The sequence below is a fragment of the Lichenihabitans sp. Uapishka_5 genome, assembly GCF_033947565.1.
Taxonomy (GTDB): Bacteria; Pseudomonadota; Alphaproteobacteria; order Rhizobiales; family Beijerinckiaceae; genus Lichenihabitans.
Map to the genome: position 1 here is coordinate 37,373 of NZ_JARPVX010000018.1, position 19,470 is coordinate 56,842.

Annotated in this window: 18 protein-coding genes, 1 other RNA gene and 1 pseudogene; 9 read left to right on the forward strand and 11 right to left on the reverse strand. The window is 66.9% G+C overall.

Annotation, left to right across the window (positions count from 1 at the left end; all coding sequences use genetic code 11):
- Nucleotides 1-3: 3 nt before the first annotated feature.
- The gene (locus tag P7D22_RS09615) at nucleotides 4-2,577 is read right to left on the reverse strand and encodes an ABC transporter permease (protein ID WP_319934006.1); all 2,574 of its coding nucleotides are present in this window, start codon (nucleotides 2,575-2,577) and stop codon (nucleotides 4-6) included.
- Nucleotides 2,574-3,455, reverse strand: coding sequence for an aldo/keto reductase (locus P7D22_RS09620; protein ID WP_319934007.1), 882 nt, complete (start codon nucleotides 3,453-3,455; stop codon nucleotides 2,574-2,576). The genes P7D22_RS09615 and P7D22_RS09620 overlap by 4 nt, the downstream gene beginning before the upstream one ends.
- 278 nt (nucleotides 3,456-3,733) lie before the next feature.
- Here P7D22_RS09620 and ssrA point away from each other — a divergent pair.
- Nucleotides 3,734-4,087, forward strand: a transfer-messenger RNA (tmRNA) gene (gene ssrA, locus P7D22_RS09625).
- Nucleotides 4,088-4,109: 22 nt separating this feature from the next.
- On the opposite strand, the gene phbB is transcribed toward ssrA, so the two are convergent.
- Together phbB and P7D22_RS09635 are read right to left on the reverse strand one after the other, a co-directional pair.
- Entirely contained in the window at nucleotides 4,110-4,835 is a 726-nt protein-coding gene (phbB, locus tag P7D22_RS09630) for an acetoacetyl-CoA reductase (protein ID WP_319934008.1), read from the reverse strand.
- Nucleotides 4,836-4,966: 131 nt separating this feature from the next.
- Nucleotides 4,967-5,974, reverse strand: a complete 1,008-nt coding sequence (locus tag P7D22_RS09635; RefSeq protein ID WP_319934009.1) for an alpha/beta hydrolase — start codon at nucleotides 5,972-5,974, stop codon at nucleotides 4,967-4,969.
- A 136-nt stretch (nucleotides 5,975-6,110) separates the two neighbouring features.
- Between P7D22_RS09635 and P7D22_RS09640 the strand changes: the two genes are divergently transcribed.
- Entirely contained in the window at nucleotides 6,111-7,274 is a 1,164-nt protein-coding gene (locus tag P7D22_RS09640) for an OpgC family protein (RefSeq protein ID WP_319934010.1), read from the forward strand.
- A gap of 10 nt (nucleotides 7,275-7,284) precedes the next feature.
- Here P7D22_RS09640 and P7D22_RS09645 read toward each other — a convergent pair whose 3' ends face one another.
- The 4 genes from P7D22_RS09645 to uvrC form a co-directional block, all read right to left on the reverse strand.
- Nucleotides 7,285-7,758: a molybdenum cofactor biosynthesis protein MoaE gene (locus P7D22_RS09645; RefSeq protein WP_319934011.1), complete on the reverse strand. Its 474-nt coding sequence runs from the start codon at nucleotides 7,756-7,758 to the stop codon at nucleotides 7,285-7,287.
- Nucleotides 7,759-7,761: 3 nt separating this feature from the next.
- Nucleotides 7,762-8,013, reverse strand: a complete 252-nt coding sequence (moaD, locus tag P7D22_RS09650; RefSeq protein ID WP_319934026.1) for a molybdopterin converting factor subunit 1 — start codon at nucleotides 8,011-8,013, stop codon at nucleotides 7,762-7,764.
- 2 nt (nucleotides 8,014-8,015) lie between these two features.
- Entirely contained in the window at nucleotides 8,016-8,606 is a 591-nt protein-coding gene (pgsA, locus tag P7D22_RS09655) for a CDP-diacylglycerol--glycerol-3-phosphate 3-phosphatidyltransferase (RefSeq protein WP_319934012.1), read from the reverse strand.
- Between the two features lie 247 nt (nucleotides 8,607-8,853).
- Nucleotides 8,854-10,941 (reverse strand): excinuclease ABC subunit UvrC, encoded by a 2,088-nt coding sequence (gene uvrC / locus P7D22_RS09660; protein ID WP_319934013.1) that lies wholly within the window; start codon nucleotides 10,939-10,941, stop codon nucleotides 8,854-8,856.
- A gap of 227 nt (nucleotides 10,942-11,168) precedes the next feature.
- On the opposite strand from uvrC, the gene P7D22_RS09665 reads away from it, so the two are divergent.
- The 5 genes from P7D22_RS09665 to P7D22_RS09685 all read left to right on the forward strand — a co-directional run bounded on the left by P7D22_RS09665 (nucleotide 11,169) and on the right by P7D22_RS09685 (nucleotide 16,284).
- Entirely contained in the window at nucleotides 11,169-12,740 is a 1,572-nt protein-coding gene (locus tag P7D22_RS09665) for a glucan biosynthesis protein (protein ID WP_319934014.1), read from the forward strand.
- A gap of 9 nt (nucleotides 12,741-12,749) precedes the next feature.
- Nucleotides 12,750-13,226, forward strand: coding sequence for a GNAT family N-acetyltransferase (locus tag P7D22_RS09670; RefSeq protein ID WP_319934015.1), 477 nt, complete (start codon nucleotides 12,750-12,752; stop codon nucleotides 13,224-13,226).
- Between the two features lie 448 nt (nucleotides 13,227-13,674).
- Nucleotides 13,675-14,235: a hypothetical protein gene (locus tag P7D22_RS09675; protein ID WP_319934016.1), complete on the forward strand. Its 561-nt coding sequence runs from the start codon at nucleotides 13,675-13,677 to the stop codon at nucleotides 14,233-14,235.
- A gap of 22 nt (nucleotides 14,236-14,257) precedes the next feature.
- Nucleotides 14,258-15,016, forward strand: a complete 759-nt coding sequence (locus tag P7D22_RS09680; RefSeq protein ID WP_319934017.1) for a hypothetical protein — start codon at nucleotides 14,258-14,260, stop codon at nucleotides 15,014-15,016.
- Nucleotides 15,017-15,447: 431 nt separating this feature from the next.
- Nucleotides 15,448-16,284: a universal stress protein gene (locus tag P7D22_RS09685; protein WP_319934018.1), complete on the forward strand. Its 837-nt coding sequence runs from the start codon at nucleotides 15,448-15,450 to the stop codon at nucleotides 16,282-16,284.
- A gap of 34 nt (nucleotides 16,285-16,318) precedes the next feature.
- Here P7D22_RS09685 and secB read toward each other — a convergent pair whose 3' ends face one another.
- Both secB and P7D22_RS09695 read right to left on the reverse strand, forming a co-directional pair.
- A complete protein-coding gene (gene secB / locus P7D22_RS09690) occupies nucleotides 16,319-16,801 on the reverse strand; it encodes a protein-export chaperone SecB (RefSeq protein ID WP_319934019.1) in 483 nt (160 codons plus the stop codon).
- A gap of 133 nt (nucleotides 16,802-16,934) precedes the next feature.
- On the reverse strand, nucleotides 16,935-17,417 hold the full coding sequence (locus tag P7D22_RS09695; protein WP_319934020.1) for an FxsA family protein: 483 nt from the start codon (nucleotides 17,415-17,417) through the stop codon (nucleotides 16,935-16,937).
- Between the two features lie 134 nt (nucleotides 17,418-17,551).
- On the opposite strand from P7D22_RS09695, the gene P7D22_RS09700 reads away from it, so the two are divergent.
- On the forward strand, nucleotides 17,552-18,262 hold the full coding sequence (locus P7D22_RS09700) for a Tim44/TimA family putative adaptor protein (RefSeq protein ID WP_319934021.1): 711 nt from the start codon (nucleotides 17,552-17,554) through the stop codon (nucleotides 18,260-18,262).
- A gap of 18 nt (nucleotides 18,263-18,280) precedes the next feature.
- Complete coding sequence (locus P7D22_RS09705) at nucleotides 18,281-18,853, forward strand: Smr/MutS family protein (RefSeq protein ID WP_319934022.1); 573 nt, start codon at nucleotides 18,281-18,283, stop codon at nucleotides 18,851-18,853.
- Between the two features lie 21 nt (nucleotides 18,854-18,874).
- Here P7D22_RS09705 and P7D22_RS09710 read toward each other — a convergent pair.
- A pseudogene (locus P7D22_RS09710) lies at nucleotides 18,875-19,470 on the reverse strand (MFS transporter); the annotation flags it as partial.

The following is a 19,470-nucleotide window of genomic DNA, read 5'->3' on the forward strand; positions in this document are numbered from 1 at the left end:
CCGTCACCGCGCCCGCAGGGTGGCGGCCGGCTTCTGGCCGAGGATGCGCCACGTGCCGGCGAGGCCCAGCGCCACCGTGACCAGCAGCGCCAGCGACGCCGCCCCGAAGGCGGCGCCCCAGGCGAAGCGGAACTCCATGTGCATGACGCGGCCGACGATGAACCAGGCCGCCCCCGTGCCGGCCGCGACGCCGAACAAGGCCGTGGCGGCCCCGAGCAGCCCGTATTCGATCAGATAGGTGGCGAGCAGCCGGCCACGCGTTGCGCCCAGCACCTTCAGCACCACCGCCTCGTAGACGCGCGTGCGTCGCCCGGCCGCCACGGCGCCGGCCAGCACCAGCACCGAGGCCGCGATGGCGATGCTGGAAGCACCGCGGATCGCCAGGGCCAGGCGGCCCACCAGCGCGCTCACCGCATCGAGCGCATCCTTGACCCGCACAGCCGTGACGGTCGGAAAGGCGGTGGCCACCGCCTTCAACAACGCCAACTCCCGGGTCGGGTCGGAGCCATGCGGGAAGCCCGCCGTGGCCAGCACCATGTGGGGCGCGCCCCGGAACGTGTTCGAGGAGAACACCATCACGAAATTGATGCCGAAGCTTTCCCAATCGACGGAGCGCAGGTTGGCGATGCGGGCCGTCACGACGCGGCCCAGCACGTTGACCGAAACGCTGTCGCCGAGATGCAGTCCGAGCCCGTCGGCGAGCTTGCGGTCGAAGGACACGAGCGGCGGCCCGGCATAATCGCGCGGCCACCATTGGCCGGCCACGACGGTCGAGCCGTCAGGGGGGGCGTCCTGAAAGGTGATGCCACGGTCGCCTTCCAGCACCCAGGCGGCATCGCCGGTCGCCTTCACCTTTTCGACCGGCACCCCGTTCAGCGCGGTGATGCGGCCGCGCATCATCGGCACTTCCTGGATAACGGCATCGGGTGCCTCGGTCCGCAGGAAGCTGTCGAAGGCGGGTTGTTGTGCGCTGGGGATGTCGATGAAGAAGAAGCTCGGCGTCTTGGCCGGGTCGGTGTGGGAGAGCTGGTCGCGGATGTTGGTGTCGATCAACGCCAGGGTAACCAATAGCGTCAGCCCGAGGCCGAGCGACAACACCACGGCCGGCGTCAGCGCGCCGGGCCGGTGCAGGTTCGCCACCGCGAGGCGCAGCGGCAGCCAGCCGGCATGCGGGGCCGCGCGGGCCAGCCGGGTCAGGGCGAAAGCCACGCCGCGCAGGAGCGCGAAGGCCGCCAGGGTGGCGCCGACGTAGAGCAGGGCCAGGCGGTGATCCGCCGCGAAGCCGACCGTGACGCCCACCAGCGCCAGCAGCGCCGCCGCCACGGCGACGCGGTAGCGGAGGCGCAGCCGGTACTGACCCGGCTCGACCGTGTCGCGGAACAAGGCCGAGACCGGGATATCGTGGGCGCGGCCCAGCGCGCCGAGCGAGAACGCCAGGGCGGTCAGCACACCGTAGAGCGCCCCGAGCCCGAGCGCAGAGGGCACCAGTGTGGCGACGAGCGGAAAGGGAATCAGGGCGCCAAAGGCCGCCACCACCCCGAACGGCATCGCGGCCCCGATGCCGAGCCCGATCGCGACCCCGAGAAGCGCCACCGCCAGCACGGCCAGCAGGCTGACCGCGAAAACGGTGCCACCCGTGGCGCCGAGCGCCTTCAACACCGCGAGGCTGGCGCGCTTGCGCTCCACCGTGGCCTGCACCGCATTGGCGACCCCGACGCCGCCGACGATCAGCGCCGTCAAACCCACCAGGGTCAGGAATTGGGTGAAGCGCTCAAGGTTGCGGTCGAATTCCGGTGATACGGCCTTGCGGGTGCGGATATCCCAGCCAGCCTCGGGGAAACGCGCCTTGGCGTCCTGCACGACGCGATCGAGTGCCGCGTCCGAGGCCGGCTGGCCGTTCTGGCCGGGTAGCACCACGCGGGTGCTCCAGCGCGCCAAGGAGCCGGGTTGCAGCAGGCCGGTCGTGTTCAGGGCCGCGTCCGACACGATCACCCGCGGCCCGAGCGCGATGCCGCCGGCGAGACGGTCCGGCTCGCGCCGCAGCAAGGCGCGCAACTGGAAGGTCGCGGTGCCGATCGTCACCAGATCGCCGAGCGTCGCGCCGATCCGGGCCGGCAGTTCGGCGTCCGCCACGAGGCCGTAGCGGCCATCCTTGAGCGCCAGCGCATCGCCCAGGCTCGAGGGCGGGTCGAGCGCAACCGCGCCCAGCAAGGGATAGGCGGCATCGACGGCCTTCAGATCCACAAGGCCCGGGGCCCCGTCGCCGGCCCGGGCCATCGCCCGAAGGGTCGCGACCGTGGATGTGCGCCCCAGGGCCGCCAGGGCAGCGGCGGGCCCTGGCGCCAGCGGAACATTCATCACCGCAAAAGCGGCGTCGCCGCCCAGGATGGTGGCGCCTTCGCGGGCGAGGCCGGCCTTCAGGCCACCCGCCACCGATCCCACACCGGCGATGGCCGCGACACCGAGCGCGATGCAGGCGAGGAAGATGCCGTAGCCCCGCAGGCCGCCGCGCAAATCGCGCCCCGCGAGGCGCAACAGGATCGCGAGCCGCCGCAGCGGCGAGGGCGTCGCGCTCAAGCGGGGCCGGCCGCGGCGCGGGCCTGTTCGTCGAGCGCGGCGAAATCGGCGTCCAACAATGTGAGTGCCGCGGCCGCGACGTTCTCAGCCAGATGGTCGGGCTTCGAAGTGCCGGGGATCGGCAGCATCACGGGGGCGCGCTTCAACACCCAGGCGAGGGCGACCTGGGACGGCGTCGCGCCGAGCCTGCCGGCGATCGTCGACAGGCTCGAGCCCGGCTTCGCCAGATTGCCGGCCGCCAAGGGATACCACGGGATGAACCCGATGTTCTGCCGGGCGCAATGGTCGAGCACCGCCTCGCTCTTGCGGGTGATCAGGTTGTATTCGTTCTGGACCGTCGCGACGGTGAAATGCTTCGACGCGGCCTCGATCTCCTCCACCTTGACCTCGCTCAGCCCCAAGTGACGGATGAGGCCTTCCTTCTGCATCGCCGCCATGACGCCGAACTGCTCGTCGCGCGGCACGGCCGGGTCGATACGGTGAAGCTGCCACAGGTCGATACGCTCGACCTTCAGGCGACGCAGGCTCATCAGCACGCATTGGCGCAGATATTCAGGGCGGCCGACCGGCTTCCAGATGTTGGGCCCATGGCGGGTGAGGCCCCCCTTGGTGGCGATCACCTGGCCCTCATAGGGGTACAAGGCCTCGGCGATCAGGTCCTCGCTGACGAAGGGCCCGTAGCTGTCGGCCGTGTCGATCAGGGTGACGTTGAAGTCGCGCGCGGCCCGCAGCGTTGCCAGCGCCGCCGCCTTGTCGGCCGGGGCACCCCAGATGCCCGGGCCGGTAATCCGCATCGCCCCGAAGCCGAGGCGGTGCACGTCAAGGTCACCGCCGATGCGGAGATGACCGGAGGCATGGGCGGAAGGAGCGTCGGGCATGAGGCGGAACCGGGCGTGCAGGTGCGGAGACCTCAATGTTGGGCGCCGCCGCGGCGTTGCAACCGCTGTGGCGCCGAAGCGCGGTAGGTTCGCGTCGGTCGCTTGGGGCGCTGTTGGCAGGACCGCGATCCGCCTCGCCCGTTCGTCATTGCGAGCGGAGCGAAGCAACCCAGGAGCGCGGCGCCCTGCTGGGTTACCGCGGCGGCATCGCTTCGCAAGCACAGAGGCTGGCCCAGATAGGCCCGATCCCCGGCGTCGATGCGGTCGTTCCCCCGCCCACTCTTGTGCTCCGCCGCGATCGGACCTATGTTGGTTAGGACGCTTCGGCGCCTATGGTGATAAACGGCATCTGGAATAAACTCTGCGGACCCCGGGGCAGCACCGGGCGGGTCCACCCAAGTGCTCCTGTTGAGCATTTCGGCGGGCCCGAAACAGGATCGACGCGGGTGTAAAGAGATGGCTTTTGCTCGGCATTGTACCACCGTTATCGGGCTGACTCTATAGTTGCCAATGACAACTATGCTCCGGTGGCCCTCGCCGCGTAATGCGGTGATGGTACTGGGAATCAAGTCCTAGGGGGGTCGCACCTTCTAGGCGGGGTTCGGAGGCACCTGGCAACAGAAGCCTCCACTTTCCCAAGCTCGGCCTTTGGCCTCACACCATATATTGCCCGCCGTTGATGCTCAGCGTGGCGCCCGTCATGAAGGCGCCGGCATCCGAGCAGAGGTAGCGCACCAGTTCACCGATCTCCGCAGGCTCGCCCAGGCGTCCGGCCGGGATCTGGGGCAGGATGCGGCGCTGCAGCACGTCCGGGTCGATGGCCCGCACCATCTCGGTACCCACATAGCCAGGGCAGATCGCATTCACGGTGATGTTCTTGCCGGCGCTTTCCTGGGCCAATGCCTTGACGAAGCCGATGTCGCCCGCCTTGGCGGCCGAATAGTTCACCTGGCCCATCTGGCCCTTCTGGCCGTTGATCGAGGAGATCACCACGATCCGGCCCCAGCCGCGGGCCCGCATGCCCTCGATCACCGGCCGGGTCATGTTGAATAGTGAATCGAGGTTGGTGGTGAGAACCGCCCGCCACTGGTCCCGGGTCATCTTGTGAAAAAAGCCGTCGCGGGTGATGCCGGCATTGTTGACCAGGATGTCGATCGGCCCGAGGTCGCGCTCCACCGTGGCAACGCCCGCCGCGCAGGCATCGAAGTCGCCCACATCCCACCGATAGGCCTTGAGGCCGGTTTCCGCGCTGAACCGTTCAGCCGCTTCCGCATTGCCGGCGTAGCTCACCGCCACCTGATGGCCGTCGGCCTGCAAGGCCTTGGCCACGGCAGCGCCGATGCCGCGCGTGCCGCCCGTCACGAGTGCCACATGCCCCATGCGTCGTCCCCCTGGATCGTTCAGCCGCGTTACCCGGCCATCCGATCATTGTGCATGGATTTGGGGTCGCGGGACCAGTCGAAACGACGCGTGGCGGTCAGAAAGGCCCAGGCGCTTCGCAGAGGCGCCGATCAAGCCGGCGGTTGCGTCATGCTGCGATCGATGAACAACAGGGCGTCACCGAGCGAGGCTTTCCAGCAATCCCAGTTGTGATCGCCGTCCGTCACCCGGAAGTCGATCATGCGGCCGTCCATCCGCATCGTCTCGAAGAACGCGATGGCGCCGCGCCACAGCAGATGGCTGTCGTCGTCCCCCACCGTCAGATAGACGCTCGGCAGGTTCTTCTTGGTTTCCACCGCCCGCTCGAGCAGGGTGAAGACATTCGAGGCGTTGAAGCGGCGCGCATCGAAGGGCGTTCCGAAGGCGCCGCCGAAGTGGGCACCGTCCGGCGGCATCACGGGGCCGGCCGTCACGGTGTTGTTATCGGCGCGTTGAAAGTAGCCGGCCCGCAGGGCGTCGAGTTCGGCGGCCGATTTCTCCACCAGCCCGGTCGGGATATTCTGCCAGATCGCCGGCGACAAGGCCGCGACGGCGCTATAGCGCGCCGGGTCCGACAGGCCGAGCCGCAGCGCTCCGAAGCCACCCATCGAGATGCCCGCGATGGCGCGATGCGCCCGGTCCTTGCCGACCGGAAAGGCCTGTTCGACCGCCTGCTCGAGGTCGCGCGAGATCGCGGTGGCGTAATTGCCGGGCCCCTTCACGTCGGCCGAATCGACGTACCAGGAATTGCCGCCGGCCGGCATGACGATGAGCAGCGGCTTCAGGGCGTCGTCGGCGACCATCCGGTCCACGGTGGCACGCAGCTTGCCAAGACGATCCCAGTCTGTCGCCGCGCCGTTGAGACCATGCAGCAAATAGAGCACCGGCCAGCCGCCCTTGGGCGGCGTCCCGGACGGAACATAGATCTGCGCGGTCTGGTCCTGATTCAGGGCAGCCGAATGATATTGGAAGGACTGAAGCGTGCTGGCCAGGGCGGGCGTGGCAGCACAAAGCGCCAGGGCCAAGAGGCACCCCCTCAAAGCCGCCGCATGGCGTCGCATGTTCGACGCGATCAGAAGGCGGCGTCCCAGTTCAGCCATCGTTCAGGTCCAGGGGTCCTTCTTAAGCCCGATCGTTGCCGATCCGTGCCGCTCCAACCTTGGAGACGTTATAAATGATAAGGCGGGATTGGGGCACAGGTTTGTTCATGAACGACAGCCTGCGAGGCGTAGACGCTTGAAAACCCATGGGGCGAAGCCGGCCATCGACGCGTCGACCCAGCCTCTGCCTGCGAGGCGCCGCACCGACGTCGATTTCTGGCGCGGCGTCGTATTGTGCTGCATCTTCATCAACCACATTCCCGGCAACGCCTTCGAGCGGTTGACGCCGAAGAATTACGGCTTCTCGGATTCGGCCGAGGCCTTTGTGTTCTTGTCGGGGCTGTCGTTGGCCTTCGCCTATGTGGGGCGCTTTTCGGACGGGCGCGCCGGCCAGGTGATGCAGAGCCTGCAATGGCGGGTCGCCAAGCTCTACGGCATCCACCTGTTCCTGTCGGTGGCCGCCATCGCGATCTTCGCCGCCGCGGCCAGCTTCGGGGGCGACGATGCCCTGATGAACCAGCACGGCCGCGCGCTGTTCACCGACGATCCCGCGGCAGCCTTGCTGGGTCTCGCGTCGCTCGGGCATCAGCTCGGCTATTTCAACATCCTGCCGCTCTACATCGTGCTGATCGCCATCCTTGTGGTCCAACTCGTGATGGTCCGCATGGCGGGGCCATGGCCCATGCTGGCCGTGTCGGCCCTCTTTTATGCGGTCGTGCGGGTGTTCGACATCAACATCCCTACATGGCCCATGAAGGGCAGCTGGTTCTTCAATCCGCTCGCCTGGCAATTATTGATGGCGGTCGGCATCGTGGCGGCCTTGTTGTTGCGAGACGGGCGGCTGCGCAGTCGTCCGGTGCCGCTGGCGCTGGCGGGCCTTGTGGTGGCGGCCGGTGCGGTCAGCGTCACGGACGGCTTCTCGCTGTTGCCCGGCTTGTACGACTGGACGCGCAACTGGGCCGATCTCGACAAGACGACGCTCGGCCTCGGCCGCCTGGTGCATTTTATCGCCCTGGCCTACCTGCTGTTCGGCCTGGGCGTGGCGGCGCGACTGCGTCGCACCTGGTCATACGCGCCATTCTGCCGACTGGGTCGCAACAGCTTGACGGTGTTCGCGCTGTTGTCGCTGCTGGCAGCCGTAGGGCAGGTGGCCGAAGACCTGATCGGCACGTCGTTCGGCCTCGATCTGCTGCTGATTGTCGGCGGCCTCGCGATCCTTTACGCCACCGCCTGGGCGTCCGAAACGCTGCCGCAGCCGGGGGCCGAGCGGCGCGCCCGGCTGGATGTCCGGCAGCGCTGAACCGGAGCGGTCACCCCTCGGGCCAACGCGACCGGGCGGCGTCGTCACCCGGCTTGGCCGCCACCCAGCCGTCGGGGCTTGTCGGGTCGGCCACCTGATCCCGCCGATGTTCGCGCTTCCAGAACGGCGCGTCGGTCTTCAAGAAATCCATGATGAATTCGGCGCCCGCAAAGGCCGCCGCCCGGTGGGCCGAAGCCGTTGCCACCGCGACGATCGGCTCTCCGGGCCGCACCAGCCCATGCCGGTGCACGATCGCCACGCCGAGGAGCGGCCAGCGCCGTTCCGCTTCAATCGCGATGCGCTCCATCTCGGCTTCAGCCATGCCGGGGAAATGTTCGAGTTCGAGGGCCGCCAGGGTGCCGGCTTCGCCCCGGCAATAGCCGACGAACGACACCGTGGCGCCGACGTCGACACGGCCGGCCTGCAGGGCTTCAGCCTCGGCGGCCGGGTCGAAACCGTCGCCCACGACACGGATGCGCCGCACCCCTCAGCCGCCCGTCATCGGCGGGAAGAAGGCGATCTCGCGGGCCCCCGCGATAGCGACGTCCGGCTTGGCATGCCGCCGGTCGAGCGCCGCCCGCACCGTGCCGGGCTGGGCGAAGGCCGCGGCGTAATTGTCGCCGCGACCGCTCAGCCAGGCCATCACGGCGCCGACCGTGTCGACGCCGGGCGGTGGCGCGATCTCTTCCTCGGCCAGCCCGACGCGCTCCCGCACCCAGGCGAAATACAGGGCCCGCATGCTCATTCCACCACGTGCTTGATGCCGGCCCGAAGATAATCCCAGCCGGTGTAGAAGGTCAGCAGCGCCGACACCCAGAGCAGCGTCAGGCCGATAGTCAGTGTGCCGGGCAACACGGCCTCGCCGGCCGGGCCGGCGATCAGGAAGCCGACCGCCACCAGCTGCAGGGTCGTCTTGTATTTGGCCACCTTGGTGACCGGCACCGACACATTGAGCTCGGCCAGGAACTCGCGCAGGCCCGACACCAGGATCTCGCGGCACAGGATCACGATGGCGGCCCACAACGACCAGCCCGTGATGCTGCGGTCGTTGACCAGCACCAGCAGCGAGGCCGCCACCAGCAGCTTGTCGGCGATCGGGTCGAGCATGCGCCCGAGCGAGGATTGCTGCTGCCAGGCGCGCGCCAGGTAGCCGTCGAAGAAATCCGAAATGCCGGCCAGGATGAAGATGGCGAGCGCCACCCAGCGCACCGAAAAGCTGCTCGACGCCATCAGGCAGCCGGCCACGACCGGCACCGCCAGGACCCGCCCGTAGGTCAGGATGTTCGGCAGGTTCCAGGCCGGATTGGAACGCTGGACGGTGGAGGAAGCCATGGGGTGAGGGAACATGGCGGGCGGGGCGGCGTCAAGCGCCGAGGTGGGGTGGGGCCCGTGCGGATGGCTTCACGGCGGCTGACGCCCTTCATTCCGGCCGCAGCGCCAGCGCAGAGCCGGAACCGGGGCGCCTGGGCGACGGAGGTTGAGGCGCCCCGGTTCCGGGTTCGGCTCTGCCGCCCCGGAATGAGGAATTGCCGCGATCAGTGGCAAAGGGATCGCTGAGCCATTTCCCAGGATTGCGGGCTCACCCCGCCTTTTCATGGAAATATTCATAGATGCGCTTGGCGGTGGCAGCATTGACGCCGGGCACTCGGGCGAGGTCGTCGAGGCTGGCGCGGCCGATCGCCTTGGCGGTGCCGAAGGCGTGCAGCAGCGCCCGCTTGCGGGCCGGCCCGATGCCGCCGATCTCGTCGAGCGGGCTGCGGGTGATGTCCTTCTTGCGCCGCGCCCGGTGGGTGCCGATGGCGAAGCGGTGCGCTTCGTCGCGCAGACGCTGCACGAAATACAGCGCAGGGTCGCGGTCGGCGAGCTTGAAGGGGTCGCGGCCGGCGGCGAAAAAGGTTTCGCGTCCGGCATTGCGCTCCGGCCCTTTGGCGATGCCCACCACCGCGACCCCCTCGGGGTCGCCGTCGGAGCCGAACAACACCGGCACGCCGAGCTCGCGCAGGATCGTTCGCACCGCTTCGAGCTGCCCCTTGCCGCCGTCGATCAGGATCAGGTCGGGCCACAATGGCGCTTCGTCGGGGTCGGGCTCAGTGGGCGGCGCGTCGGGCGCGGCCTCGGCCTTGGCGCGGCTGTCCTTCATCAGCCGGCTGAAGCGGCGGCCCAGCATCTCGCGCATCATGCCGAAGTCGTCGCCCGGCGTCAGCGTTTCGTCCTTGATGTTGAAGGTGCGGTATTGGGTCTTCATGAAGCCGGTCGGCCCCGCCACCACCATGGCGCCGATCGCGTTGGTGCCCATGATGTGGGAGTTGTCGTACACCTCGACCCGGCGGATCGGGCGCGGGATCGCGAAGGCGCCCGCCAGCGCCTGCAGCAGTTTCTCCTGGCTGGCCGTGTCGCTGAGCTTGCGGGCCAGGGCCTCGCGGCCGTTGCGGGCGGCGTGGTCGACGAGCTCGCGCTTTTCGCCCCGTTGCGGCACCGACACCTCGACCCGGTGGCCGGCACGTTCGCTCAAGGCGGCTTCGAGCACCTCCCGGTCCTCGATGTCGTGGCTCAGCAGGATCAAGCGTGGCGGCGGCTTGTCGAGGTAGAATTGCGCCAGAAAGCTGTCCAGCACCTCGGCCGGCCCAAACGTCTTGTCGGCGCGGGGGAAGAAGGCGCGGTTGCCCCAGTTCTGCGCGGTCCGAAAGAAGAACACCTCGACGAAAAACTGCCCGGCCTCCTGGCCGACCGCGAAGACGTCCGCCTCCTCGACCGACTTCGGGTTGATGCCCTGCGTGCCGACGATCGCCGACAAGGCCGCGATGCGGTCGCGTAGCCGTCCGGCACGCTCGAACTCGAGCAGTTCGGCGGCCCCCACCATCTCCTCGGCGAGACGGTTGCGCACGAGCCCGCTGCGGCCCGACAGAAAGCCGCGCGCTTCGCCCACGAGGCCGCCGTAATCCCCGTCGCTGACCTCATGGGTGCAGGGGCCGGAACACCGCTTGATCTGGAACAAGAGGCAGGGCCGGGTGCGGTTGTCGAAATAGCTGTCGGTGCAGGAGCGCAGCAGGAAGGCGCGCTGCAGGGCATTCAGCGTGCGGTTGACGGCCGACACGCTGGCGAAGGGGCCGAAATAATCGCCCTTCCGGTTGCGGGCCCCGCGGTGTTTGACGAGCTGCGGCGCCCGGTGGTCGCCCGTGATGAGGATATAGGGAAACGATTTATCGTCCCGCATCAGCACGTTGAAGCGCGGCCGCATCTGCTTGATATAATTGGCCTCGAGCAGCAGCGCCTCCGTTTCGGTGGCGGTCGAAACGAACATCATCGAATGGGTGGCGGCGATCATCCGGGCGATGCGGTTGGTGTGGCCGGCCGCGCGGGTGTAGCTCGCCACCCGCTTCTTCAGGCTCTTGGCCTTGCCGACATACAGCACGGCCCCGTCCTGGCCGATCATCCGGTAAACGCCGGGGCCGAGCGGCAGGGTGCGCCAATGCTGGCGGATGATGGCGGCGCCGGTGCGCACGGAGGCGGGCGCTGCTTCGTCGTCGAGCCCGAGGTCGACCCCGGATTCGGCTTCCGCGACATCGTCGTCGAGATCGATGTCGAACCCGTCCTGGTCGGCGTCCGCGTCCTCGGGCAGCGCGGCGTCGATGGGGTCAGGCAGCGACTTCAGGTTCTGGCGGCTCATCGACGAAGGTTTAGGGGGCCGCGATGGCGGAAGGAAGATGGCATCTTCACGCTTCGTTCAGGGGAGATGCGGTGTAACCGCATCCGAGTGTGGCGCGCTTGTCCAGCAGGCCCGCGCCGCCTTAAGATGTTTCGCCGATGCGCTTGTTTCAGATCGGCCGCCCGGCCGTCTGTTGCGGCACCTCGGTCCGAAGCGGCACCTCCGCCGCGCCTCGAACGGGAACCCGAATGGCCAATGTCGACCGCCGGACGTTTTGCGCCGCTGCTGCTTTCGGGGCTGCGGCCATGATGGCGGAAGCGCCGTCCGTGCAGGCCCAGCAGCCCAGCGGCCAGCCCACGGCTCACTTCGGCTATGACGACGTCATCAAGCGCGCGCGGGACCTGGCGTCGGCGCCGTTCCAGGCCACGCCGCCGGCGCTGCCGGCCGTGCTCAACAACCTCAGCTTCGACGCCTGGCGGGATATCCGGTTCCGCCGCGACAAGGCGTTCCTGGGCGGCGACGGCGGCCCGTTCCGCATGGAGATGTTCCACCTCGGGCACCTTTACCCGCAGCCCGTGACGGTCAACATCGTGCGCGAGGGCATCGCCACGCCGATCCCTTATTCGGCCTCGCTGTTTGATTTCGGCCGCACCAAGCTCGACGGGCCGCTGCCGGTAAACCTCGGCTTCGCGGGCTTCCGGCTTCTGTCGCCCTTGAATCGGCCGGACGTGCTCGACGAGGTGGTGGCCTATCTCGGGGCGAGCTACTTCCGCTTCCTCGGCCGCAACCAGCGTTATGGCATCTCGGCGCGCGGCCTTGCGGTCGGCACCGGCCTGGCCGACGAGGAGTTTCCCTTCTACCGCGAATTCTGGGTCGAGACGCCGGGCCAGCAGGCCGGTCGCATCACCGTTTATGCGCTGCTCGACGGCGCCGCCGCCACGGGCGCCTACCGGTTCGACCTGTATCCGGGCGTCGACAGCGTGATGGAGGTGGGCGTCACCTTGTTTCCGCGTCGCGCCGGCGCCAAGCTCGGCTTCGCGCCGCTCACCTCGATGTTCTTCACCAGCCAGAACGACCGCCGCATCAAGGGCGATTTCCGGCCGGAGCTGCACGACAGCGACGGCCTGCTGATCCACACCGGCACCGGCGAATGGATCTGGCGCCCGCTGCGCAACCCGGAGACGATGGAAACCTCGGCCTTCCTGGACAAGGCCGTGCAGGGGTTCGGGCTGCTGCAGCGCGACCGCAACTTCGAGGATTACCAGGATCTCGACCTCAGCTACGAGCTCAGGCCCAGCTATTGGGTCGAGGCCAAGGCCGGTTGGGGCGACGGCCGCGTCGAACTCGTCGAGCTGCCGACCGCGGACGAAACCAACGACAACATCGTCGCCTTCTGGGTGTCGAACGAGCCCGCCGAAGTCGGCAAGCCGATCACCTTGTCCTACACCATCACGGCGAGCCTCAACCTGTCGCGCTTGTCGCCGGGCGGCCGGGTGGCCCACACGTTCCAGACGCTGGCGCGCTCGCTCGGCTCGGACGAGGTGGTGGTGCCGGGCTCGCGCCGCTTCCTGATCGATTTCACGGGCGGCGACCTCGCTTATTTCGTGCCGGACCCCAATCTCGTCAGCGTCGTGCCGACAACCACGGCCGGCAAGATCACCCGGTCGTTCCTGGTGCCGAACCCGCACATCAACGGCTTCCGGGCCGCCATCGACATCGAGCTGCCGCCCGGCCAGTCGACCGATCTGCGCGCCTTTCTGCGCGCCGGCAACCGGACCTTGACCGAGACCTGGACCTTTCCCTGGAAGGCGCCCGCCTGAGCGGCGCAGATGGCTGAGGGCGCCCGCATCCGCGACGCCGTGCCGGACGACCTCGACGCCGTGGAGGCGCTCGAGGATCGCGTCTTCACCAGCGACGAGCTGTCCCGCCGCAGCTTGCGCTATTACCTCGGCGCCCGAACGGCCCATTTCCTGGTGCTGGAACAGGAAGGGGCGATCATCGGCGACGCCATCGTGGCGTTCCGGCGCGGGTCCCGGGCGGCGCGGTTGTATTCCGTGGCGGTCCATCCCGATCATGCCGGCCACGGCCACGGCCGGCGCCTGTTGGCCGCGAGCGAGGCCGCCGCGATCGCACGCGGCGCCACGCTGCTGCGGCTCGAGGTGCGGGCCGACAACGCCCCCGCGATCGCGCTCTACAGGGCCGACCGCTACCGCGAGTTCGGCCGCTACGAGGATTATTACGAGGACGGCACCGCCGCGCTGCGGTTCGAGAAGGCGCTCGCGGCTGCTCCGCAGGAGAGCGCCTGACGCCCCGCCGCCCTCATTACGGGCGGCGCGAAGCGGAGACTAGGGGACCGGGGAGCCCGGGCGGCCAAGGATGGAGCATCCCGGTTCCGGGCTCGGCTGCGCCCCCTCCGCTGGCCAGCCCGTCCCGCTTTGCGAGCCGTGGGCCCCTGCGGTATCATGGCGCAAACGCCACAAGCGATCTCGCCAGAACAATTGGCGGCATCTTGACTCGATCTGCATTTGTAATGCAGCCGGCCATTCCCTGGCCGTCTTTCGGCACCATGTATGAGTGGACGAAAACTGAGCATAAGCCGGCAATGCGACATTTTGCCCTGTGGACAGGCCGAATCAGCAGATTGTCCGTTGCTTGCTACTCAGGCGGTAACTACAGATCCCACTTAACGAATTATTAACGAAATTTTAGCCTCGCGTTAACCGTGACGGCTCAGAACGGGACGAAAACGCTAACGTGGCTGATGTAAAGATGTCTGATCAGGCTTACGCGGAGTTCGTCCGCGGCCGCTTCAACGAAGCGGTCGCCGGTACGGCTCCGATCATCTTCACCAATCGCGGAACATCCCTCGCCAAGACGGTGTTGGAGCAACTCGTCACGCGCGCAAACATTTCGCTAGACATTTTCACAGGATGCCTCAGTGCGACCGTCTATGACGCCGCTTTGCTTGCCACTGCGGCTGATCGTCTGAAGAATATCCGCGTGTTGGTTGGTGATGCCGACCCAAGAGGCAGTACAGCGCTTTCTGGTCTAACCAAAGAAATCAGTGAAGGCGACGTAAAAGCTTTATATTGCCAGGCAAAGCGTACCATTGACGGAAAACAGTTTGACATGGGGCATTTTGCCATTTGTGACGGCATGCACGTACGTGTAGAAGAAAATGCTGCTGATAGGTCTGCAACGGTTATACTTAATGCCCATCTCGGCACAACACATAAGATAGCTGATGCTTATAAAAGAGTCTTTCAGACGCTGTGGGACATAGCCGAGCCTTTGCCGAAAGAATATAAGCTCTGACCCTGTAAGTGATTGCACAGCCTTGTTTAGATCTATTCTTTTTGTTTTAGGTTGTGCTTTTCTTTGTTCACTGGCAGTTGCCCTAGTCTATTTTAGATTTGAGCATAGCAAAAGCTATGCCGATGCGACGACTATAAAGTCATTCGCGGAGTTTGATTTTTCAAGTTATGCATTTGGCATAGTAGCTGTCGCGGTATCATTTGCTGGTGTTTATGTTTCGGTCGTTCCAGATAGATGCAGCGATCAGATCGCCAAGCTGTTGCAGGTGCATTTAACGCCTGACCCCTTTCAAGATCTTGGCGAGATTGAAAGCAAGTGTCATCCAAAGCAAGGCGTACAAGGTTATATCCAGACTGAAGGAGTAAAAAGCACTTATGCGCTTGTTGTTCTTTCGCGTTGGGTGTCGCTTGAGCCATCTGTTCGTAAAACGTTGCTTGGTGTGGATGGTATTAGCTCAAACCGAAGGTGGCTTGGAACTGCATTTGAGTTCTTTCAGTCGCAAAGGGATCGTTTTTTTGTCACAGTGCTAGGTGCCTGTACGTCAGTACTGTATGCGAGCGTGCCGATTGCTTACTGGTTGAACTCGGAACGGTTAGCAGTAGCGGTCCTTAAGGTAGTCTACTTACTCTGCCTTATTGAAATGATTTGTTGCGCCGTTCTCTATTTAATTAGAATTTCCTTCTTGGGAGTATTCGAAGATAGAATGGCTCCATGGCGCAATGAGATCAGAAACCATTTGTTGCTGATCGAAGAGAAGAAGATCGAGAAAGTCGGCATATAAACTTAGATATCACCGACATGAACCACTTCGACACCGATCTCTGCCAGCGCTGCCAAAAAGAAGGTGGCCGTGAATGCACCACGCGCGAGCTTACTGACGATAGACGCCATTGCGTGCGTTCGCCAGCCTCGCGTTGAGGCCCGCGATATGCTGCTCAATCTCGGCGCGTTTGGCGCGGAGGCTGGTAAGTACAAGAGGGTCGGTCGTACACCAAAATCTGGTGCGAACTGCTGGAAAATGCTTGTGGCGCTTGCGCCATCATACCGGGCCCCTGGCCAGCTCCGCCCCGGAATGGGGCGTGTCGTGGCGTATCTCAAAATAGGCCGTCAATCCTGCGCCTTGCCCGGGCTGCCGGCTTGCGTGTCCTTTGCCCGGCGCAGGTCCCAGGCTAGGATGCTGCCGGGGAGCGCCAGCGGCGCCGGGGAGGATCCATGCCATATCGCAACCTGCTGGTGCCGGTCGAGGACCACTCCCGCACGGCCTCGGTGCTGGCGACCGCCACCCTGATCGGCCGCGCCTTCGAGTCGTTTTTGCAAGGGGTGCCGCTGGCGCCCGATATTTCCGACATCGTGATCGCGGATATCTCGATCGGCGCCACGGTGTTCGATGCCCGCGCCCGCGAGGTGCTGTCGAGCCGGGCCGCGAAACTGTTCCAGGCCGCCATGGCGCTGCATGACGTGCCGCATTACGAGGCGGGATCGCAGGATTTCGCCCATCAATGGATGCCCACCATGATGAGCGACAGCGCGCTCGGGCCCTATGGGCGCATCTTCGACATGATCGTGGTGGGCAAGCCTGGATCGGGCAACCTCGACCCCCGACAGGCTACCTTCGAATCCGTGCTGTTCGAGAGTGGCCGTCCGGTGCTGATCGCACCCACCAAGCCGCCCGAAACGCTTGGTGAAACGATCCTGCTGGCCTGGAACCGGTCGTCCGAAACGGCGCGCACGCTGCATTTCGCGCTGCCCTTGCTGCGGCGGGCGAAGCGCATCGTCATCCAGAGCCTCGACATCCATTCGGTGCCGGGCCCCTCGGGCGACCAGCTGGCCCAGGCGCTGGCCCGCGACGGCATCATGGCCGAAAGCAATACGGTGACGGGCAAGACCGACAACGAAGGGCCGGCCATCCTGGCCAAGGCGGCCGAGATCGGGGCCGACCTCGTCATCAAGGGCGGCTATACCCAGAGCCGCCTGCGGCAGATGATCTTCGGCGGCGCCACGAGCCACGTGCTGGCTTATTCGGAGCTGCCGGTCTTCATGGCCCATTGAGGGCCGGGCCCGGGGGCCCGCCCTCGAAGGGGTGTCAGGCGACCGGCACGCCGGGCTGGGTGTTCCCCTGCGCGATACGCTGCTGGTAAAGACCGGCGAAGTCGATCGGGTCGATGTAGAGGGGCGGGAAGCCGCCGTTGCGCACCGCATCGGCCACGATCTGCCGCGCGAAGGGGAAGAGAAGCCGCGGGCACTCGATCATCACCACGGGATGGGTCTGCTCGGCCGGGACGTTGACCACCCGGAACACGCCGGCGTAGTTCAGCTCGAACTTGAACAGCGTGCCGGCCCCCTCGCCAGCCGACCCCTCGAGCATCAGGCTGACTTCGAAGTCGGTGTCGGACAGCTGCTGAGCGTTGACGTTCACCTGGATCGAGATGTTGGGGCCCTTTTCCTGCGGCCCGAGCGAGCGCGGCGCGTTCGGGTTCTCGAAGGACAGGTCCTTGATGTATTGAACAAGGGCGTTCAGCTGAGGCGTGGCCGCGTCCGCCGTGCCGTTTCCGTTTGCTTCAGCCATTCTGGTCTCCCGGCCTCACCTGCGAGGCGCTCGATCGTGCCGGGCGCGTAGCATGGAAGCCCAGGAGGAACAACCGCGGAGGGGTGCTGGCGCAAGGCGATCCCATTCAGCTGCGCCGGAGCGATCTCTCCGTCTAAGCGCGGCCGCTCTTATCCACCACGCGCCAGTCGTCGGGCGACAGGTCGATGACATCGGGGTTCGGCCGGCGCACCGAAGCGGGGGAGCCGGGCAGGGGACCCTGCTTCAGCAGGCGCGCCGCAAGCCCCTGGCGCAACGACGGTGTCGACAACGCGAGCCCGGCGGCATCGGACACGAAGCCCGGCAGGATCAACAGCACGGCGCCGAGCGCCGTCAGCGTGCCATCCACAAAGCCGTCGCGCGCCACATCGGGGGCCATCATGCGACGGCGGAGCTGTTGGGCCGCATCGAGGCCGATGCGTCGCAGCATCGCCATGCCGAGCAGGCTCGTGCCGAACATCACCAGCAGGGTCGTGCCAAGACCGAGCAGTTTCACGGCCAGGCAGAAGGCGACGATCTCGCCGATCAGCCAGGCCGTCACCACGCCCTTGACGGTCTTGACGGGCCACAGCCCCCCGGAAAACAAGCCACCGATCATCGCGTGTCCTCGCCGCACCGTGCAGATCCGCACGGAAGGCAGTGGATGTTGGGCATTGCCTCACCACATAGATCAGATAGGAGGCGTCGCGCGTGGCCGCAATGGAGCGTCGCGCTGCAGGACGTTGGCTCGCCATGAACGATTCCCTGGACGTGTCGACCATCGTGTTCGCGGCTTTGGCGATCTTCGTGGTCTGGAAGCTGCGCTCGGTGCTGGGCACCCGCACCGGCGAAGAACGACCGCCTTCGAACCCCTTTGCGCGCCGTGCGCGGACGGACGCCGAGCCGCCGAAGCCCGGCTCCGGCAAGGTGATCGCGCTGCCGACCGCAGGCCGGCCCGCCGTCCGCCAGCCGGAAGTGGCTGAGCCCTGGAAGAATATTGCGGCACCCGGCTCGACCCTCGCGGGCGAACTCGATCGCGTGGCTGCCGCCATGCCGTCCTTTTCGGGCCCCGAATTCCTGAATGGGGCGCGTGCGGCCTACGAGATGATCCTCGCGGCCTTTGCCAAGGGCGACCGCTCAGCCTTGGCGGGCTTGCTGGCCAAGGACGTGCTCGACGGGTTCTCGGCCGCCATCGCGGATCGCGAGGCGCGGGGCGACACGATGACCCACGCCATGGTGGCGATCGACAAGGCCAACATCCTGCATGCCCAGCTCCAGGGCGGCTCCGCCCAGATCGCCGTGCGGTTCGACTCGCATCAGGTCAACACCCTGCGGGACCGGCAGGGCGTCGTCCAGGGAACCGGGACCGAGGCCGTGGGGCCGGTGGTGGACGAATGGACCTTCGCCCGCAGCCTGACGTCCCGCGATCCGAACTGGACGCTGGTTTCGACCAGCGCGGACTGACCCGGCGTTCCGTTTCGCATGAGACCGCCGCGCATCCGTCGCCTCAGCGCAGCCGAAGTCGTGCTGTGGCGCGCCGTGGCCGATACGGTGGACCTGCGCCAGCCCGGCAGCCATCTGCCGGCTGCTGCGCCACAGCCTTTGCCGATGCCACCCGAGGACGTGTCACCGGTAGTGCATCCCCCTGTCGCCGTGCCCCCGCCACCCGAAGCCCGGCGCCCCGGGGCGCCGCCCTTGGCGGACCTCGACCGCCGCACCAAGCAGAAGATCCAGCGCGGCCACATGGGCATCGAGCGCCGCATCGATCTGCACGGCATGACCCAGGCCGACGCCTATGGGGCGCTGCGCGGCTTCCTGCGCCGGGCCCATGCGGAAGACCTGCGGCTGGTGCTGGTTGTGACCGGCAAGGGCGAGCGCAGCCGCCTCCGGGCCGACGGTTTCGGGGAATTCGGCGTGTTGCGGCGCGTGGTGCCGCACTGGCTGCGCGAGCTCGATCTCAGAACCATCGTGCTTGCCTTCGAGCCGGCCGGTGCCGCGCATGGCGGCGGCGGTGCGCTTTATATCCGCCTGCGCCGCCGCAAGGCGATCGGCTGAGCGAGCGCAGGCCGGGCTCGGTCATGCGTCGACCCAGCGGGTCCGTAGGCCGGCGAGCAGGGACACCAGTGCCACGACCAGCAGGCAGCCGAGCGCGGTGCGCAGCGTGGTGGCGCCCGCGATGGCGCCGATCACCGGCGGACCGCCGATGAACCCGCCATAACCGCAGCTCGCCACGGCCGCGATGCCGGCCGCGGCGGTGCGGCCCGTGCGGGCGGCGGCGCTGAACACCACCGGCACCACGTTCGACAGGCCGAGCCCGACCAGCAGGAAGCCGCCGATGCCGGCCGGTCCGTCCGGCAACGCCACGCTGAGCCCGAGGCCGACGAAAGCCATCAGGCTGCCGCCGATGACGATGCGCCTGCGGCCGAAGCGGCGCACCACCCCGTCGCCCGCGAAGCGCCCCGTCAGCATCGCCACCGAGAATCCCGCATAGCCGCCGGCCGCCATGGCGTCCGACAGGTGCGCCTCGCCCGCCAGATAGATGGCGCTCCAATCCGCCACGGCGCCTTCGAGCATCAAGCAGCAGAACGCGATGGCGCAGAGCCCCCAGGCCGCCCGCGCCGGCCAGGCGAGGCCTGCCTCATGGGCTTCGGGCCGCATGCCGGGGCCGAGGG

Excerpts from the sequence above, each read along its gene's own strand:
- uvrC (WP_319934013.1), bottom strand. The coding sequence starts at position 10,941 with ATGAGCCGCCAGAACCTGAAGTCGCTGCCTGACCCCATCGACGCCGCG.
- P7D22_RS09665 (WP_319934014.1), top strand. The coding sequence starts at position 11,169 with ATGGCCAATGTCGACCGCCGGACGTTTTGCGCCGCTGCTGCTTTCGGG.
- secB (WP_319934019.1), bottom strand. The coding sequence starts at position 16,801 with ATGGCTGAAGCAAACGGAAACGGCACGGCGGACGCGGCCACGCCTCAG.
- P7D22_RS09670 (WP_319934015.1), top strand. The coding sequence starts at position 12,750 with ATGGCTGAGGGCGCCCGCATCCGCGACGCCGTGCCGGACGACCTCGAC.
- moaD (WP_319934026.1), bottom strand. The coding sequence starts at position 8,013 with ATGCGGGCCCTGTATTTCGCCTGGGTGCGGGAGCGCGTCGGGCTGGCC.
- P7D22_RS09705 (WP_319934022.1), top strand. The coding sequence starts at position 18,281 with ATGAGACCGCCGCGCATCCGTCGCCTCAGCGCAGCCGAAGTCGTGCTG.
- pgsA (WP_319934012.1), bottom strand. The coding sequence starts at position 8,606 with ATGGCTTCCTCCACCGTCCAGCGTTCCAATCCGGCCTGGAACCTGCCG.
- P7D22_RS09695 (WP_319934020.1), bottom strand. The coding sequence starts at position 17,417 with ATGATCGGTGGCTTGTTTTCCGGGGGGCTGTGGCCCGTCAAGACCGTC.
- P7D22_RS09700 (WP_319934021.1), top strand. The coding sequence starts at position 17,552 with ATGAACGATTCCCTGGACGTGTCGACCATCGTGTTCGCGGCTTTGGCG.
- phbB (WP_319934008.1), bottom strand. The coding sequence starts at position 4,835 with ATGGGGCATGTGGCACTCGTGACGGGCGGCACGCGCGGCATCGGCGCT.
- P7D22_RS09620 (WP_319934007.1), bottom strand. The coding sequence starts at position 3,455 with ATGCCCGACGCTCCTTCCGCCCATGCCTCCGGTCATCTCCGCATCGGC.
- P7D22_RS09635 (WP_319934009.1), bottom strand. The coding sequence starts at position 5,974 with ATGGCTGAACTGGGACGCCGCCTTCTGATCGCGTCGAACATGCGACGC.
- P7D22_RS09685 (WP_319934018.1), top strand. The coding sequence starts at position 15,448 with ATGCCATATCGCAACCTGCTGGTGCCGGTCGAGGACCACTCCCGCACG.